Below are 17,141 nucleotides of genomic sequence, written 5' to 3'. Positions count from 1 at the left end.
TCCTCCGGGTCGTCGGGGTCGTCAGAGGTTGCGGGAGATGACCAGCCGCATGATGTCCGAGGTCCCCTCCTCGATCTCCTCGAGCTTGACGTCGCGCATCCACTGCTCGACCGGGTACTCGCGGGAGTAGCCCCAGCCGCCGAGGGTCTGCACGGCCGCGTGGGTCACGAACATGGCGGTCTCCGACGCCTGGAGCTTGGCCATCGCGGCGAGGCCGTTGACGTTGGCACCGGCGTCGAGCTGCCGGGCCGCGTGCAGGGTCATCAGCCACGCCGACTCGATCCGGGTCGCCATGTCGGCGAGCCGGAAGGCGACGGCCTGGTGCTCGATGATCGGCTTGCCGAACTGGGTCCGGCTGCGCGCGTAGTCGAGGGCGAACTCGTACGCCGCGCGCGCGGAGCCGGTCGCGGCGGCGGCCAGCACCACCCGGGAGACGTCGAAGGTCTTCATCAGGCCGGTGAAGCCCTGGCCCTCGTCGCCGAGCCGGTTCTCCTCCGGCACGAACGCCTTGTCGAAGAAGATCTCGCGGCACACGATCGCGCGCTGGCCCATCTTCTTCATCGGCTCGCCGAAGGTCATGCCCGGCGTGTCCTTGGGCAGCAGGAAGGCGCTGACACCGCGGGAGCGCTGGGTGAGGTCGGTCTTGGCGAACACGACGTACTGGTCGGCCAGTCCGGCGTTGGAGATCCACGCCTTCTGGCCGCTGATCTCGTAGCCGCCCGGCACCTTGTCGGCGCGGGTGACGATCGAGGCCGCGTCGGAGCCCGAGCCGGGCTCGGTCGTCGCGAGCGCGGTGTAGAGCGGGCTGTCGCCGGTGAGCGGGCGCAGCCACCGCTCCTTCTGCTCCTCGCTGCCGAGCGCCAGCAGCGGGTCGGCGAAGAAGCCGTTGGAGCAGACGAAGTTGCCGATGCCCGGGTCGCCCCAGCACAGCACCTCCTGCACGAGGCACTGGGTGAACACGTCGGTGAACCCGCCCCCGCCGTACTCCTCGGGCAGCATGAAGTCGGTGATCCCGACCTTGGCCGCCTTCTGGAAGATGTCGACCGGCGACACGACGTCGGCCTCGTCCACCTCGCGACCGCGGGGCCGGATCTCCTCGGCGGCGAACTTCGTGCAGAGCTCGACGATGTCGCGCTGCTCCTGGGTCAGCGGCCAGTACTCGACGTTGGGCTGGGGCATTGCTTCTCCTGGGTTGCGTGGTGGTGCGGTGGTCGTGGGTCAGAGATGGACGGCGGTCAGCTCGGTGAACTCGACGAGGCCCTCGACGCCGAACTCGCGTCCGAAGCCGGAGTGCTTCCAGCCGCCGAAGGGGGCCTCGACGTTGTAGTCGGCCTCGTTGACGAAGACCTGGCCGGCGTCGATGCGGCTCGCCAGCGCCCGGGCGCGGTCCCGGTCGCGTGACCAGACGGCACCGGCGAGGCCGTACGCCGTGCCGTTGGCGATGCGCACCGCCTCCTCCTCGTCGCGGTAGGGATGGACGACGAGGACCGGCCCGAAGATCTCCTGCTGGCTCGCCGGGTCGTCCACGGGCAGTCCGGCGAGCACGATCGGCCGCATGAAGTGGCCGGTCGCGGGCGTGGTCGTCTCGCTGTTGGCCCGTCGCGCTCCGCGGGCCAGGGCACCCTCGACGATCGCCGACACCCGGGCGTGCTGAGCGCCGCTGGTCAGCGGGCCGAGCTCGGTGGCCGGGTCGGTCGGGTCGCCGACCACCATCTCGTCGGCGCGGGCGGCGGCGACGGCGACCGCCTCGTCGAGTCGGTGCGCGGGGACCAGCAGGCGGGTCCAGGCGCTGCAGGTCTGTCCGGTGTTGAGCATGCAGGCGTCGACCGACCACCGCACCGCGGCGACCAGGTCGGCGTCGTCGCACACGATGCTCGCCGACTTGCCGCCCAGCTCGAGCGTCACCCGCGCGAGGTGGTCGACCGCCGCCGCGGCGACCTGCCGGCCGACCTCGGTGGATCCGGTGAACGAGACCACGTCGACCTCGTGGTGGGCGACCAGGGGCGCGCCGACCTCGGGACCCGTGCCGGGCACCAGGTTGAACACGCCGTCGGGCAGGCCGGCCCGGAGCGCCGCCTCGGCGAAGGCGTACGCCGAGAGCGGGGTGAGCTCGGAGGGCTTGTGCACCACCGTGCAGCCCGCCACGAGGGCGGATCCGACCTTGGCCGCGAGCTGGTAGAGCGGGTAGTTCCACGGCGTCACGAGCGCGGCGACACCGGCGGAGCGCCGGTGCAACACGAGGTCGCCGTGCTCCTGCACGAAGGGATACGTGCGGGCGTGGCGGGCCGCCGAGGCGAGGATGTCGAACGAGACGTCGACGTGCCACGCCGTGGCCACCGTCACCGGGGCGCCGACCTCGGCGACCGTCATCTCGACCAGCTCGTCGCGGCAGCCGCGCAGCTCCGCGAGGAGCGCGTCGAGGTGGTCGGCACGCCGCACCGCCGGGAGCGCCGACCACTCGGCGTGCGCCGCGCGCGCCGCGGCGGCGGCCTGGTCCACCTCGGCCGCGCCCGCCCGGGCGCCGGAGCCGACGGTGGCGCCGGTCGCCGGGTTCTCGACGTCGATCGTGCGGTCGGCGCGGACCCAGCGACCGCCGACGAGCGCGTCGTCGCGGAACCAGCTCATCGGCCCGCCTCCTCGTCCGTCGCGACCACGAGAGCGTCGACCGCCAGCGCTCCGGCCGGCGAGACCCGCACCGGGTTGATCTCCAGCTCGGCGACCGCGGGGTCGGCGGCGACCGCCTCCGAGGCGGCCACGATCACCTCGACCAGCGCGGCGACGTCGACCGGAGGCCGCCCCCGCCAGCCGGCCAGCAGCGCGCGGCTGCGCAGCGCGTCCACCATGGCGGTGGCGGTCGCACGGTCGACCGGCGCCAGCTCGGTGCGTACGTCGCGCCAGAGCTCCGCCTCGGTGCCACCGGCGCCGACCGTGACGAGCGGCCCGAAGTCCCGGTCGCGCCGGGCGCCGACGAGCAGCTCGACGACGTCGGGGCTGCGGTCCTGCTCCTCCACGACGTACTCGCCGTCGCCGAGCCGGCCGTGCATCCGGGCGAAGGCGTCCGCCAGCTCCGCGGCCGTGCGCAGGCCGAGCACGACGCCGCCGTGCTCGCTCTTGTGCGCCAGCCAGCCGGCCTTGAGCACGTACGGGCCGCGGAGCGTCTCGGCCACGGCACGGGCCTCGTCGACCGTGCTCACCCGGACCCCGGGTGGCAGGGCGACGCCGATGCTCTGCAGCAGGTCGCGCGCGGCCCAGTAGCCCGGACCCGTGCCGAGGCGACGGGGCTCCGGCGCGTCGGTGGCGCGGCCGGGGTGCGCAGACAGGTGGGCGGCCCGGGCCACGGCGCGCAGCGCCGACTCGACCGCGGGGTAGGTCGGGATGCCGTGCTCCCACATCCGGGACACCGCGGCCGAGCCCGCGCTCATCGTGTGGACCACGAGCGGCACGTGGGCGTCCTGGGCCAGGCGGGCGAGCCGGTCGACGACCTCGAGCTCCTGGTCGACCAAGGCGGGCGAGTCCTCGCCGTAGCAGCCGAGATAGCCCGAGAGTAGGACGGCGTCCACCTCGCCGGACTCGACCAGCCGCTCGCAGAGGGCCGCATAGGTCATCAGGTCGGCCTCCCCCGCTCCGGCGAGGTCGATCGGGTTCGCGACCGACGCGCCCGCGGGCAGCAGCGCGCCCAGCGCGCCCTGGAGCTCCTCGGAGAACACCGGCGTGCCGAGGCCGACGGCGCTCGCGACGTCCGCGGCCACGCCGCCCTGGCCGCCGCTGTCGCTGACCACGGCGACCCGCGGGCCGGCCGGGATCGCGGCGACCGAGAGGAACCGGGCGAGCTCGACCAGCTCGGTCGGCGTCGCGACCCGCACCGCGCCCGCCGCCCGGCAGGCGGCGTCGACCACGTCGATGGCGGAGGTCATGGAGCCCGTGTGGCTGGCCGCCAGCCGCTTGCTGCCCTCGCTGGCACCGGTCGCGAGGACGAGGGTGTGCTTCCCGGCCGCCCGGAGCCGGCGCAGGATGCGGACCAGATCGGCCCCGCCGGCGAAGCTCTCCAGGTAGAGCGCGACGATGCGCGTCTCGTCGTGGTCGATGAGGTCCTCGAGCAGCTCCGCGGCGCGGACGTCGTACTGGTTGCCGACCGAGACGAACCGGGAGACGCCGAGGCCGGCGCGCGCCGCCAGGGTGGCGATCTCGGAGCCGAGCTGGCCGCTCTGGGAGACGATGCCGATCCGACCCGGTGTGAAGTGGCCCCAGGCCAGCTGCAGGTCGGCGGCGGCGTCGAAGACGCCGAGGCTGTTGGGGCCGACCAGCCTCGCCCCGGCCGCGGCGAGGCGCTCGCGGAGGCCGTCGTCGTCCGCGACCCCGGCGGTGATGGCGAGGAATGCGCGCACCCCGCGGTCGAGGGACTCCGTCACGACCGCCTCGACGTGCGCCGCCGGGACGCACAGGACGACGAGCTCGGGGGTCTCGGGCAGCGCGGCGACCGACGGGTGGGCCGGGTGGCCCTGGACCTGCCGGGCGCCGCGATTGACCAGCCAGACCGTGCGCCGATGGGCGCCACGGAGCGCACCCTGGGCGATCCAGTAGCCCCACTTGGCATGGTCGTCGGAGGCGCCGACGACGGCGACCGAGCGCGGGTCACGGAACGATCGGAGGTCGCCTGCGCGGGTCCGGTCGGAGGGGCTGAGCACGGTTCTCCCTTTTTGATTGATGCGTCAGTTAAATATAGAGGGACGCCGATCCGGCGGTCAACGATCGGCGCAGCCGTCGTGGTGGGGAGCGCACCGGGCGCTCCCCACCACGACGGCTCGGGTCAGCGGGACCGCTCGGTCGCGTAGCCGCCGCGACCGGTCCGGCGGACCACCAGCAGGGTGCCGAGCCAGTGCACGACCCCGGCCACGACCAGCGCCGGGATCGAGGCGCCGACGTACTGGAAGCCGCTGTTGGGCTCGTAGTTGACCGGGTGCAGCAGCGCCACGTAGGTCAGCGCGCCGAGCCCGACGGCCACGAAGGCCACCCAGTTCCAGCCGGCCCAGAAGCCGTACGCCGACTGCTGCGGCGGCAGGTAGAGGTCGCGCAGGCTGAGCCGGGCCCGGCGCAGCACGAAGTAGTCGACCACCTGGACGCCGCACATCGGCGCCACCACGATCGCCACCCAGCTCAGGAATCGGCCGTAGTTGTTGTAGACCGACTCGGGGAACAGGCAGATCACCACGACCGGCACGAGGAAGAGGGCGCTGAGCACGGGCCAGGCGATCTTGCGGAGCCTGTCGCTGGCGCCGGTGATGGCGGAGATGCCCGAGTAGGCCTCGGCGACCATGCTGGTGAGATTGGCGAACGCGATGAACGCGAGCACCGCGACACCGAGGACGGCGCCGCCGAGCGGGATCATCCACACGGTCGGGTCGTCCGACCCGAGCGCCAGGGCGGCGAAGACGCCGACCACCGCAGCCACCGACGAGGCGGCGAACAGCCCGAAGGCGTTGGGCCAGAAGGACGCCCGGGGCGTGTCGGTCAGGCGCGCGAGGTTGCCGATCATCGGGTACCACGCCAGGCCGCCGGCGACGTTGAGCTCGATGGAGAGCATGAAGGCGAGGTGCTGGTCCTCCATCGGGTACAGCGGCGCGGCGGACGCGATCTCCGACCACGAGGCACGGTCGAAGATCAGCACCAGCATGCCGAGGGTGATCACGACCATCACCGGAGCGGCGATGTTGCCGACCTTGCCGACGCGCTGCGGTCCGCCGACCAGCAGCACCCAGGCGAGGACGACCGCCAGGAGCGCGGCCACGGAGATGGCCACCCCGGAGGTCGCGAAGCTGCTGTCGACGATCTCGTCCATCACGTTGGCGAGGGCATGCCCGACCATGATCGCGAGGAGCGCGGTCCAGGCGGCCATCACGAGCACGGTCATCACGATCATGACGACCTTCGCGCCCACGACGCCGAAGACGCTGCGCAGCCCGGTGTACATCTCCACGCCGTACTTGGCGGTCGGGACGCACGGAGCGAGCGCGACCAGCAGGACGGCGATGCCGTAGCCGATCACGATCGAGGCGATGGCGCCCTTGGCGCCGACGTACAGCGCGACGGCGCCGCCCTGGAGGAACGCCCAGGTCGCGATGGCCAGGGTGACGTTCATGCCCGAGAACCTGCGGAAGGACCAGATCCGCTCCGAGCGGAGCAGGGGGAGGTCGCTCTCGGTCGCGCCCGCGTCGGCGGCGTGGGAGGTGGCCTGTGGTGCGGTCATCGCGGGTACCCCCAGAGCAGCAGGACGACGGTGAGCACGACCAGGCCGAGCGCGGCGAGCAGCACGTCGCGGGCGGGCAGGTCGTCGAGGATCCGGTCGCTCGACGCGGGGTCCTCGAGAAGGTGGAGGCGGCGCTCCAGCTCCTCGTCGAAGGTTGGGTCCGGCATGTGCGGGTTCCTCTCTTGCAGGGCAGCGGCCGCAGTGGCCGCGGCCGGAATCAGTCGAAGACGACGACGGCGCGACCGCCGCGGGCGTGGCGCATGTCCTCGAAGGCGTCGATCGCGCCGGCCAGCGAGATCTCGGAGCCGACGAGCACGTCGAGCGGCAGGTCGCCCGCGAGATAGCGCTCGGCCAGCGCCGGGAAGTCGCGGCTCGCGATGCTGGAGCCGTAGTTGCAGCCCAGCAGGCGCTTGCCCTCGGCGGCGAGGGTGTAGGCGTCGAGCGGCACCCGCGCGTCGAGGGAGGTCAGTCCCTCGAGCACGACGGCGCCTCCCGGGTTCACCAGGTCGAGGGCCTGGTTGATCGTCTCGACCCGGCCGATCGCCTCGAAGACGTAGTCGAGGCCGTCGGGGGCCGCGGCCGCGATCTGCGCGGCCAGGTCCGGCGCGTTCCCGGCGACCGCGTGGGTCGCACCGACCGCGCGGGCCAGCTCGAGCCGGTCCGCGGCGAGGTCGATGGCGACGATCGGGTGGGCTCCGGCCAGCACCAGCCCGGCGATCGTCGCCTGGCCGACACCGCCGCAGCCGATCACGGCGGCCGCCTGGCCGGGTCGGACCTGGGCGGTGTTGAGCACCGCGCCCACGCCCGTCGCCACGCTGCAGCCGATGAGCGCGCCGATGGTGAAGGGCAGCGCGTCGGGCACCTTGACCGCCGCGGTCTCGGGGACGACGACGTACTCCGCGAGGGCGCCGACGCCGATGAACGGATAGACCTCCGCGCCGTCCTGGCTGAGCGCGGTGCTCCCGTCGGGCAGGCGGTGCTCGTTGCACATGTTGCCGGTGCACAGCCACTGCTCCCCGCGCTTGCAGGCCGCGCAGCGGTGGCAGGGCGGGAACCAGGAGAGCACGACGTGGTCGCCGACGGCGAGGTCGGCGACCCCCTCCCCCACGGACTCCACGACGCCGGCGGCCTCGTGCCCCGGGACCAGCCGCTCGCCGGAGGGCCAGTCACCGTCGATCAGGTGGAGGTCGGAGTGGCAGACCCCGGACGCCATCACCTTCACCCGGACCTCGGACCCGCGGGGTGCCCGGAGGTCAAGCTCGTGGACGGCCAGGCCGTCGGTCGGCGAGTGCACCAGGGCTTGGATGGACAGCGACGTCATCGGTTCCTCACGTTCGGCCGGGCTCGGGGGCGGTCACGGCTGGGTTTCTCGGGGTTTCTCGGGGGTGTCTCGGGAGTGTTTCCTGGCGCTGCGCGACGCGGCGTACGTCGTCGGCAGCACGTCAGCGGTCGAGTGACCTGGAGCACGTTATGATTAACTGGACGATCAGTCAATAGGAGATTCCATCCATGCTCGCAGCACTGGCCGACGGCGTACGACGAGGACGGACGACCGCCGAGGACCTGGTCCTGGAGGCCGCCGCCCGGATCGAGTCGGCCGAGCCCGACCTCGGCGCCGTGACCTCGATCGACGTGGCCGCGGCCCTGACGCGGGCGCGGGCGATCGACGCGTCGGGCGCGGAGCACGCCGGGCCGCTGCTCGGCCTGCCGCTCCTGGTCAAGGACATCGAGAACGTCGCGGGCCGCGTCACGACGTACGGCTCCGTGCCGTTCGCCGACGCGCCGCCGGCCGCTGCCGACTCCCCCGTCGTCGCCCGCCTCACCGCCGCCGGCGCCGTGGTCCTCGGGCGCACGAACACCTGCGAGTTCGCCCACGAGGGCTACACCGCCAACCGGCTCCACGGCGCCACCCACAACCCGTGGCGGCCCGAGTGGTCGCCCGGCGGCTCCAGTGGCGGGTCCGCCGCCGCGCTCGCGGCCGGACTGGTGCCGCTCGCGACCTCCAGCGACGGCGGCGGGTCGGTCCGGATCCCGGCCTCGCTGTGCGGGCTGCTCGGGCTCAAGCCCACCACCGGGGTGATCGGCTCCGAGCCGACGCCGGCCTGGCTCGACGTCCACACCGACGCCGTGCTCGCCACCTGCAGCGCCGACCTCGCCCTGCTCCTCGACGTGATGGCCGGCCCCGTCCCTGGCTCCACCGCCCCCGGGCCGGTCGCACTGGCGCCCGCGACGCCGGTGCACCGGGTGCTCGCCGTGCCCCGCATCCACGGGAGCGGCGAGCTCGGCGGCACGCTCGGCGCGGATCTGCGGGACGCGACCCACCGGCTGGCCGCGGCGCTCGGCGAGGCCCAGGGCCGGGAGGTGCAGGTCGTCGACACCTCGATCGCGGAGCTCTTCGCCGCCGACGACGTACGCGACCTCGTCGAGCGGTGGGAGCCGGACTGGTACACCGTGACCTCGGCCGAGCAGGCCCAGCTCCTCGGCGAAGACGTCGTCCGACGCTTCGCCGACGCGTGGGACCCGTCGTTCGCGGCGGCGATGGAGCACGGCCTGCGCGTGACGGCCGCGGAGTACCTCGCGGTCCGGCGCCGGTGCGCCCACGCCCGGCGGGTGCTCGACCTCGCCCTCCCGCCCGGCACCCTGCTGGCGACCTGCGTCCTCGACGGCCCCGGCTACCGGCCCGACGGCCGCGCCCCGGGCCACGCGGACCCGGGCAGCCCCTACGGGCTGACCCAGACCGTCCTGGCGAACCTGACCGGCCATCCCGCGATCTCGCTGCCCGCGGGGGTCTCCGGGCTCGGCCTGCCCTGGGGTCTGCAGGTCCTCGCCGGGCGGTGGCAGGACCGCGCCCTGCTGACGACCGCGGAGGCCTGGGAGCGGGCGCACCCCTGGCCCCGGACCGCGCCCGGGTTCACGGCGTTCGACTCCGCGTCGCGATCTAGATGACTAATTCCAAGGGATCGTGCAAGCGAGCGGCGCTCAGCGCCGCTCCGGCAAGGCGCCGATGCGTCGGCAGACTGGACGTCTTTCAAGCGTCGGCAACGCCGCCGGAGCGGATGATGAGCGTCGCGCAGCGTGCGAGGCCTTGGAATGAGTCATCTAGGCCGTAGTGGCCGTCGGCACCGCCACGGAGTCGACGAAGGCCCGGCAGGTCGCCTGCATGTCCTCGATGCTGATCGCCTGCGCGCCGGCGAGGACCTGGATCGCCAGGCCGTCCATCATCGAGACGTACATGTTCGCCACCAGCGCGGGGTCGCCGACGTCGAGCAGCCCCTGCTCCTGGCCCTCCACGATGGCGTCGAGCACCGCCTGTCGCCACTCGCCGTAGTAGACGTCGTTCACCTGGCCCATCGACGGATCGCGCAGCGCGCTGATCCACAGCTCCATCCAGACCCGCCAGGAGCGCACCGACTGCGGCGAGGACGGGAGGTAGGCGTCGGCCAGCGCCCGGAGCCGGGCCACCGGGTCCAGCCCGGGGGTCACCACCCGCTCGCGTCGCAGTCGCGACTCCTCGTACTCGAAGCGGAACGCCTCCCGGAGCAGCTCCTCCTTGGAGTCGAAGTAGTAGTGCACGGTTCCGGTGCTGTAGCCCGCCTTGCGGGCCACGTCCACGATGCGCAGGTCGCGGAAGCCTCGCTCGGAGACCACCGCGCAGGTCGCCTCGAGGATCTCGCGGCGACGCTCGGCCACGGCGCTGGGACGGGCCATGTCTCTCCTCCGCGATCGTTGACTGACCAGTCAGGACACTGGTGGAGACGACCCTATCGCCTGTCCGTCCGACCTCGCCGGTCGCTCACCGGACCTCGACCCGGTCGGCGAGGAGCGCGTCCGCCTCCGCGAGCAGTCGACGTGCGTCGCCGAGGTGCCCGGCGCCCGCTGCCTCGTCGTCGCGGGGCGGGCCGACGTCGAGAGCCCAGCGGGCGCTCGAGCGCGTTCGTCGCCCCGGCGGAGCCGGCGCCTCGACCGGTACGTCGGTCGCGGCCTCCCTGCCGGGGGCGGCTCGCGCGGGCGGCCCCGCGGGGGCGAGCACGATGTCGGCCTCGAGCCTCAGCAGCCGCAGCCCCAGCAGGCGGGCCAGGACGTCGGCGCGGACGACCGCGCCGGTCCCGAGCGAGGCGTCCCCGTCGACGGCCACGCTCGTGAGTACGACGTCCGGGGCCGAGGCCCGGTCAGGTCCGGCCCGGCGACGACGGCGCGAACCAGTGGCCCGTGACCTGGTCGAGCTGCCCGAGCTGATCGGCGACCTTCTTCGCGACGTCCTCGATCTGCGCATACCGTTCCCGTCCCGCCTTCGCCCCGAGCACGTACCCGGCACCGAACAGCACGAGTGCCTTGAGCATCACGCCCTCCTCTCCCTGGCCCGCAGGGACGAGACGACGGCGCTGGCCGCGGTGACCGCGCCCATCACCGCCAACGCGGTCGCCCCGGAGGCCACCATCGTCTTCACGTCCGCGTGCTCGACCTTGCTCACCACCTGCTCCGGCGCCGACTTCTTCCCCAGCAGCCTCATCACGTTCACTCCTCCGACCTGCCTCGTCGTTTCCCGGCCCGACCCGCGACGGGTCAGGAGCGCCCTCGCGCGCTCGTGCTCGCGGCCTTCTTGGCCGCCGCCTGCTTCCTGGGAGCCTGCTTCCTGGGCGCCTGCTTCCTGGGCGCCTGCTTCGTCTGCTTCGCGCCGGTCCGGGCGGCCGCGCTCCGACCACCCTGGCGGGACCGCGCGCGACCGATCGCGGCGACGAGCTGGTCGTGCCGCATCCGCGAACGGCCCTCGATGCCGAGACCGGCCGCGATCGGCAGCAGCTCGGCGATGGTGCGATCGCGAAGGGGGCCGGCAACGTCGGTGACGCCGTCGTCCCGCTCGAGCGCGGACATCGCCGTCGCGGTCTCGCTCCGCAGCGCCCGCGCGGCCTGGACCCGGTCGTCGACCTCGGCCGCCTGGGCCTGCGCGTGCGCGGCCATCTCCTCAGCCGCGTGGTGCGCGTCCCTGGCCGCTGCCAGCGCCGCCTCGGCCGCCTCGTCGGAGATCTGGCGGGCCGCGGCCATCTGCTCCTCGGCGGCTGCGATGTCCTTCCGCGCCTCGGCCTGGGCCGCCTCCGCCTTCTCCTCGATCTGCTGCCGCTCGGCCGCGAGCTCCTCCTCGAGCGAGTGGAGCCTGTCGCCCTCCTCGGCCTCCGCGGTCGCACGCTCGGCCTCCACCATCTCGTCGGCCCGACGACGCGCCTCCGCGACCCGGGCCTGGACCGCCTCGTCCCGCTCGCGGGCGGCCGCTTCCAACCGCTCACGATGCTGGGCGTCGACCTCTCGAACCCGCTCGGCGAGCTGGCGCGCCCGCTCCGCCTTCGCGACGGCCTCGCGCTCCGCATCCTGTGCGCGCTTGACCGCCCGCCGTGCCTGGTCGAGCCGATCGTCCACTCCGCCACCTCCCGGCAACGACGTGCGGGCGGCCGATGCCGCAGCACCGATTCCGTCGGTCACCGCGTCGACCGCGGTGGCCGGTGGGCCGAGCGCCTTCGAGGCCATCCAGGCCGCATTCCGCGGCAGGTCGACTACTCCGGTCTTGGTCTTCTCCGCCAGCCAGGCGGCGGGATTGCGTGTCACGATGGTTCCCTCCCCAGGTCTCCTATCCCGCCTGGGTACCCACGTGTGATCCAGGTGACACGCAGCCCACGGGTCACCGCTCGTGTCGCCGCGACGAGATGGTTCAGACGTAGTCGTCCCAGAACCAGCGGAGACCGACGGTGCCCGGGCCGAAGCCGGTGATCGTGCGATGGACGCTGTGGCCGTAGGTCGTGACCTCCTCCGACTCCTCCCGTCCGTCGACCACGGTGAACGCCTCGCAGCGCGCGGGCACCTTGTCGGGATGGAAGCGGACCCAGAGGCTCACCGACCTCAGCCGCGGCCAGGCCCAGTAGCGGAGCTCGTTGTCATCCTCGGCGGCGTCGATCTCCACCTGCTGCTCGAGGATCGCCGTCTCGCCGACCGCGAGCTCCTCGTCGAGCAGCATCTCCGCGACCGTCACCATCGACGCCGCGTCGCGGAGCACCCGGCCGAGCCGGTAGCCGCCGAGCGCGGTGAACGTCGGCGGTGGCTCGTCCGGGTTCTCGCCCGCGGTCACCAGGGCGAAGCGGCGAGCGCCGTTGACGACGGCCTCCACCAGTGAGATGTGGGTGAGGCGTACGGCGCGGCCCCGCGCATCGAGGTCGTACTTACCGGTGACCTCCCGCTCGATGACCTCGTCGTAGGGGTTGACCATCCCCAGCTCGTCCAGGAGCCGACCCATCGCCTGCTGCCGGTCGGGGTAGACGGCGAAGGGATCGGACCGCGGCAACCGGCGGCGCCGGCCCGGCGACGCCAGCGACTCGAGCTCGCCGGGGAACAGCCCCAGGATCTCCTCGATGGCCGTCACCGCCCGCATCGACTGCTCCTGCTCGGGTTGGCGCAGCCCCGCCCGCCAGTAGCTGAGCGAGGCCAGGCTCACCGGCGTACCGCGCGCCGCCAGCTCGTCGCGGAGCCCGCCCAGGCTGATCGCCCGCTGGTCGAGGGCCTCGGCGAACACATCGGCGAACGTACGGCGCCCGCCGGCACTCATGCGACGGCTCCGCGCGACCGAACCACCGCAGGCAGGGGCGGGCGTCCGGCGCCCCAACCCCAGCTCACGGCACGAAGATACCTCCGACCCGCCCGGCGTGGCCCCGGCGGTCGCCTTCACACCAGAGGCCGGGAGGTGTGAAAGCCGGCTTCCTACGGTGACCGCGAACTTGCACTGCTCGCCTGATCGGGCCAGCTGGACGGCGCCCGCGCGCCACCAGTCTCGGAGGTCGGTCGAGTCGACCTCTGGGAGACCCTCTTGTCCTACCTCGCACCTGCCTTCGCACGCCCACCCGGCTCGCTGCCGCGGCGAGCGCTCATCGTCTGCCTCGCGCTGCTGCTCGCGATCGCCTCCGCGGTCGGCCTGACCCAGCCCGCCCGTGCCGCGACGCCCGGCATCACGTCCAACATCCTGCTCAACGGCGCGACGTACGACGGGACGTCCGTCGTCGACGAGGGCGACACCCTGACCCTGCGGGTCCAGTACAGCGACGACGTGACGCCCGGCTCGACGGTGGTGTTCGAGTTCGGTGACAACGTCACCCTGACGGGCATCCCGGCCTCGAACACGGCGGTCCAGTCGTTCGTCCAGGACGGGAACAAGGTGTCGATCACGTTCAAGGACCCGTGGCCGGCGAACGTGAACCAGGGCGTCTTCGACCTCCAGTTCAAGGTCGACGCCGTCGACGCCAGCGCCCAGGACCGGCTCACCTGGAAGGTCGACGGCGACGAGCACTCGATCGACGTGATCATCCGCAACCAGGGCGACCAGTTCGCCAACGTGTCGGAGGGCTACGCCAAGAGCGCCACGCCCGGCAACCTGGACAGCTTCGTGACCGTCGTCGGCGGCGAGGTCAAGCTCAAGCCGGAGATCGTCGACCAGCAGCTGAGCTACACGCTGCGGCTCGACTCGCCCGAGGCCAGGAGCGGCTACCCCGTCGCCGACCAGCTGCCCGCCGGACTGGGCTACGTCACCGGCTCCTTCGCCGGCCAGCTCACGAGCTGGGACGCCGACGGGCTCAACCGCACCACCGGGCCCTTCGCCTTCATCCCCACCGTCGCCGGCGGCTCGTTCACCGGCTCGGTCGACGTGCCCGGACCGTCGATCCTGACGATCACCTACCAGGCCGAGGTCACCGACGTGGCCGCGCTCGAGGCCCTGCTGCAGGCCAGGTACGACGCGCTGGGCGGTGCCACGGGCAGCTTCGAGATCCAGCTGACCAACACCGCGACCTTCGGCACCACCGACCGGACCGCCTCGGTGCGACTGCGCGGCAACGTGCCCGGGGTCAACATCGGCCAGGCCTTCACGAAGACCGCCGACTGGAGCACCCGGAACGTCGTCACCGACGCCGACGGCAACCTGACGCCGCCGGCCGACATCACCTACACGCTCAAGGCCGACCTGCGCCAGTGGACCGGCGGCCCGAACTTCACCCTGGACCGCAACGTGGTCATCAGCGACGACCTGCCCGCCCAGGCCACCTGGAACACCACGGCCGCCGACTTCGTCACTGCCAGCGGCATCACCCTGACCCAGGCCACGCCCTGCCCGGCCGACGCCGCCGCCTTCGCCGGCGACGCCTTCGTCGGCCAGTACTGCGTGAGCGGTCAGCGGCTGCTGATCAACGTCGGCAAGGACAACACCACGAACGCCTCCATCGCGGTCAAGGCCCAGCTCAACACCGTCGCCGGCCTCGAGCAGACCGGCACCACGACCGTCGAGGACGCGACGCCGTACCGCCTGCGGAACGTCGCGGCCTTCCACTACCGCGACGGCGCGCCGTACAACGCGCAGCGCGACGTGACCGTCGTGACCCTCCCCGACTCCAGCGGCGGCATCAACGACTCGAGCGTGTTCACCAAGTCCGGGCAGGCCGAGGACACGACCATCGACCCGGGCGAGACCGTGACGGTCGACTACACGTTCAAGGTCGCCGCCGGCAAGGGCATCGACGCGCGGACCAGCACGATTGTGGACTACGTCGACACCGACGTCTTCGACCTCGACGACCCCTCCTCCGTGGCGGTGTCCGGGACCTACGACGGCCAGGCGCTGACCGCCTCGCACTTCGACCTCGGCACCGACGCCGACGGGAACCTCGTCATCGAGCTGAGCAGCACCGGCAAGGCGGTCGTCGACGCCCGCGGCGCCGGCAAGGCCTACGAGGTCCGGATCTCGCTGACCACGATGCCGTTCGTGGGCAAGGAGACCAGGACCATCACGAACAAGGCCACCCTGTTCGGCTCGGACGGCGACCCGCTGTACTGGTCCGAGACCGAGGCCGAGGCCACGTCGTACGGCGACGAGGCCGAGGTACGCAAGCGGGTCTTCGACCGCTCGAGCCAGGAGTGGGTCGAGACCCTCGAGGCGCGGATGGACGGCCACGGGAACCTGGTGCAGGACACCTACGTCTACCGGATCGAGTTCATCCCGCACGGCAGCTACGACAACGTGGCGATCATCCCCGTCGACGACGTGCTCCCGAACGCGGCGGAGTTCCTCGGCTTCGTGACCGAGGCCGACGCCGCCACCGGCGCCAACCCGACCGGCGGGCCGGTCGACATCGGTGGCAACCTCGAGGCCACCCACGACACCGCCAGCGGCACCGTCACCATCGAGCAGAAGAGCGGGACGCTCCTGGACGCCGGCGCACCCATCGCCGCGTACGTCGCGGTGCGGATCACCGACGCCTCGGCGCCGGTCGTCAACCGGATCGGCAGCACCTTCGCCGAGATCGTCCCGCTCAAGTCGGTGTCGGTGGGCGACTACGTGTGGGTCGACACCGACCGCGACGGTCGTCAGGATCCGGGCGAGCCCGGCATCCCGGGCGTCGTGCTGACCATCGTCGGCCCCGACGGCGGACCCGTGACCGACGTCGACGGCAACCCGGTGGGTCCGGTCACCACGGGCCCGAACGGCGAGTACACCTTCGACAACCTGCCCGCCCTGTCCGGCAACGAGACCTACACGGTCCGCATCGACCGGGAGGCGTCGGCCGGGCCGCTCAAGCCCTACGTGCCGACCAGGCCGGGCCAGGGCGACCGGCCGGGCGACTCCTCGACGTGGGAGGCCTCGACCGAGCCCGGCGACCTGCACGACGACGGTGACCGCGACCCGACGCTGGACTTCGGGTTCGTGAGCAAGACGTACGCGATCGGCGACGTGGTCTGGATCGACGCCGACAAGGACGGCGTCCAGGACGCGGGTGAGGCACCGCTCTCCGGCGTCAAGGTCGAGCTGCTCCAGGACGGCAAGGTGATCGCCACCACGACCACCGACGTCCACGGGCGCTACGTCTTCGACAACCTGCCCGCCGGCACCTACCAGGTGCGCTTCACGCTGACCGACGAGCAGAAGGAGACCTACGAGTTCACCACGCGCGACTCGGGGTCCGGCGACGCGGCGGACTCCGACGCGAACCCGGCCGACGGGCTCACGACCACGATCGTCCTCGACGACTCGAACCCGGCGCTCACCGGGAGCTACGAGTACCGCGAGATCGGCGCGACCCAGGGCATCGACCCGACGTGGGACGCCGGGGTGGTCGTCAAGGACGTGGCCAAGACCTACGCGATCGGCGACGTGGTCTGGATCGACGCCGACAAGGACGGCGTCCAGGACAAGGGAGAGAAGCCACTCTCCGGCGTCAAGGTCGACCTGCTCCGCGACGGCAAGGTGATCGCCACCACGACCACCGACGCCCACGGGCGCTACGTCTTCGACAACCTGCCCGCCGGCACCTACCAGGTGCACTTCACCCTGACCGACAAGCAGCGGAAGAAGTACGAGTTCACCACGCGCGACTCCCGCTCCGACGACGCACGCGACTCCGACGCGAACCGCTCCGACGGTCTCACCCGGACGATCGTGCTCGACGACTCGAACCCGGCGCTCACCCGGAGCTACGACCACCACAAGATCGGCGCCACCCAAGGCATCGACCCGACGTGGGACGCCGGCGTGATCCTCACGGAGGCGGTCGGCGGGGACGGGGACTCCGCTGACGACCCGGCCGACGACCCGGCCGGCGACGCGGCGGACGACGCGGCCTCCGGCGAGCCCGACGAGCAGCCCACGGGGTACCTGCCGAACACCGGCACCACGATCGGTCTCGGGATCGTCGCGGCGATGCTCGCGCTCCTGGGCGCCGGCGGCTCGCTGCTGCTGATCGGCCGGCGCCGGAAGGGCGACCCGATGAGCGAGGTCCTCTAGGCCGTGTTGATCAAGTAGGCGCCGTCGCGTAGCAGGCGCGGAATTGAGCAACACGGCCTAGGTCGCCCGCGAGGTGGGGCCGGAACTCCCGTC

The 17,141-nt window shown here is 72.6% G+C and carries 14 protein-coding genes; 2 read left to right on the top strand and 12 right to left on the bottom strand.

The genetic code is table 11. From position 1 onward, the window contains the following. Nucleotides 1–21: 21 nt before the first annotated feature. From FHU40_RS14620 to FHU40_RS14595, 6 genes are all read right to left on the bottom strand, one after another. Nucleotides 22–1,179 carry an acyl-CoA dehydrogenase family protein gene (locus FHU40_RS14620; RefSeq protein ID WP_183593025.1) on the bottom strand — a complete coding sequence of 386 codons (1,158 nt, stop codon included), beginning with the start codon at nt 1,177–1,179 and terminating at the stop codon, nt 22–24. Nucleotides 1,180–1,218: 39 nt separating this feature from the next. Next, entirely contained in the window at nt 1,219–2,625 is a 1,407-nt protein-coding gene (locus FHU40_RS14615) for an aldehyde dehydrogenase family protein (RefSeq protein WP_183593024.1), read from the bottom strand. Further along, nucleotides 2,622–4,685: an acetate--CoA ligase family protein gene (locus FHU40_RS29550; RefSeq protein ID WP_183593023.1), complete on the bottom strand. Its 2,064-nt coding sequence runs from the start codon at nt 4,683–4,685 to the stop codon at nt 2,622–2,624. The genes FHU40_RS14615 and FHU40_RS29550 overlap by 4 nt, the downstream gene beginning before the upstream one ends. A 122-nt stretch (nt 4,686–4,807) precedes the next feature. Further along, a complete protein-coding gene (locus FHU40_RS14605) occupies nt 4,808–6,244 on the bottom strand; it encodes a cytosine permease (RefSeq protein ID WP_183593022.1) in 1,437 nt (478 codons plus the stop codon). Next, entirely contained in the window at nt 6,241–6,411 is a 171-nt protein-coding gene (locus FHU40_RS14600) for a hypothetical protein (RefSeq protein WP_183593021.1), read from the bottom strand. The genes FHU40_RS14605 and FHU40_RS14600 overlap by 4 nt, the downstream gene beginning before the upstream one ends. Nucleotides 6,412–6,461: 50 nt before the next feature. Next, entirely contained in the window at nt 6,462–7,565 is a 1,104-nt protein-coding gene (locus tag FHU40_RS14595) for an alcohol dehydrogenase catalytic domain-containing protein (RefSeq protein ID WP_183593020.1), read from the bottom strand. 188 nt (nt 7,566–7,753) lie between these two features. Here FHU40_RS14595 and FHU40_RS14590 point away from each other — a divergent pair, with 188 nt between their 5' ends. Beyond that, entirely contained in the window at nt 7,754–9,190 is a 1,437-nt protein-coding gene (locus tag FHU40_RS14590) for an amidase (RefSeq protein WP_183593019.1), read from the top strand. Between the two features lie 153 nt (nt 9,191–9,343). Here FHU40_RS14590 and FHU40_RS14585 read toward each other — a convergent pair whose 3' ends face one another. From FHU40_RS14585 to FHU40_RS14560, 6 genes are all read right to left on the bottom strand, one after another. After that, nucleotides 9,344–9,952 (bottom strand): TetR/AcrR family transcriptional regulator, encoded by a 609-nt coding sequence (locus tag FHU40_RS14585; RefSeq protein ID WP_183593018.1) that lies wholly within the window; start codon nt 9,950–9,952, stop codon nt 9,344–9,346. An 85-nt stretch (nt 9,953–10,037) separates the two neighbouring features. Continuing rightward, nucleotides 10,038–10,379, bottom strand: a complete 342-nt coding sequence (locus FHU40_RS14580) for a hypothetical protein (RefSeq protein ID WP_183593017.1) — start codon at nt 10,377–10,379, stop codon at nt 10,038–10,040. Nucleotides 10,380–10,413: 34 nt separating this feature from the next. Continuing rightward, nucleotides 10,414–10,584: a hypothetical protein gene (locus FHU40_RS14575; RefSeq protein WP_183593016.1), complete on the bottom strand. Its 171-nt coding sequence runs from the start codon at nt 10,582–10,584 to the stop codon at nt 10,414–10,416. Next, nucleotides 10,584–10,754, bottom strand: coding sequence for a hypothetical protein (locus tag FHU40_RS14570; protein ID WP_183593015.1), 171 nt, complete (start codon nt 10,752–10,754; stop codon nt 10,584–10,586). The genes FHU40_RS14575 and FHU40_RS14570 overlap by 1 nt, the downstream gene beginning before the upstream one ends. A gap of 53 nt (nt 10,755–10,807) precedes the next feature. Continuing rightward, nucleotides 10,808–11,842 carry a Rho termination factor N-terminal domain-containing protein gene (locus FHU40_RS29545; RefSeq protein ID WP_183593014.1) on the bottom strand — a complete coding sequence of 345 codons (1,035 nt, stop codon included), beginning with the start codon at nt 11,840–11,842 and terminating at the stop codon, nt 10,808–10,810. A gap of 103 nt (nt 11,843–11,945) precedes the next feature. Continuing rightward, complete coding sequence (locus FHU40_RS14560) at nt 11,946–12,833, bottom strand: hypothetical protein (protein WP_183593013.1); 888 nt, start codon at nt 12,831–12,833, stop codon at nt 11,946–11,948. Between the two features lie 258 nt (nt 12,834–13,091). On the opposite strand from FHU40_RS14560, the gene FHU40_RS14555 reads away from it, so the two are divergent. Beyond that, entirely contained in the window at nt 13,092–17,048 is a 3,957-nt protein-coding gene (locus tag FHU40_RS14555; protein WP_183593012.1) for an SdrD B-like domain-containing protein, read from the top strand. The last annotated feature ends 93 nt before the right edge of the window (nt 17,049–17,141 follow it).

This window comes from Nocardioides soli, from assembly GCF_014191495.1.
GTDB classification, from domain to species: Bacteria; Actinomycetota; Actinomycetes; order Propionibacteriales; family Nocardioidaceae; genus Nocardioides; species Nocardioides soli.
Note: the sequence above shows the minus strand (reverse complement) of the source record. Positions and strands in the feature narration are given on the sequence as shown.

Excerpts from the sequence above, each read along its gene's own strand:
- FHU40_RS14620 (WP_183593025.1), bottom strand. The coding sequence starts at position 1,179 with ATGCCCCAGCCCAACGTCGAGTACTGGCCGCTGACCCAGGAGCAGCGC.
- FHU40_RS14615 (WP_183593024.1), bottom strand. The coding sequence starts at position 2,625 with ATGAGCTGGTTCCGCGACGACGCGCTCGTCGGCGGTCGCTGGGTCCGC.
- FHU40_RS14605 (WP_183593022.1), bottom strand. The coding sequence starts at position 6,244 with ATGACCGCACCACAGGCCACCTCCCACGCCGCCGACGCGGGCGCGACC.
- FHU40_RS14600 (WP_183593021.1), bottom strand. The coding sequence starts at position 6,411 with ATGCCGGACCCAACCTTCGACGAGGAGCTGGAGCGCCGCCTCCACCTT.
- FHU40_RS14595 (WP_183593020.1), bottom strand. The coding sequence starts at position 7,565 with ATGACGTCGCTGTCCATCCAAGCCCTGGTGCACTCGCCGACCGACGGC.
- FHU40_RS14590 (WP_183593019.1), top strand. The coding sequence starts at position 7,754 with ATGCTCGCAGCACTGGCCGACGGCGTACGACGAGGACGGACGACCGCC.
- FHU40_RS14585 (WP_183593018.1), bottom strand. The coding sequence starts at position 9,952 with ATGGCCCGTCCCAGCGCCGTGGCCGAGCGTCGCCGCGAGATCCTCGAG.
- FHU40_RS14575 (WP_183593016.1), bottom strand. The coding sequence starts at position 10,584 with ATGCTCAAGGCACTCGTGCTGTTCGGTGCCGGGTACGTGCTCGGGGCG.
- FHU40_RS14570 (WP_183593015.1), bottom strand. The coding sequence starts at position 10,754 with ATGAGGCTGCTGGGGAAGAAGTCGGCGCCGGAGCAGGTGGTGAGCAAG.
- FHU40_RS14560 (WP_183593013.1), bottom strand. The coding sequence starts at position 12,833 with ATGAGTGCCGGCGGGCGCCGTACGTTCGCCGATGTGTTCGCCGAGGCC.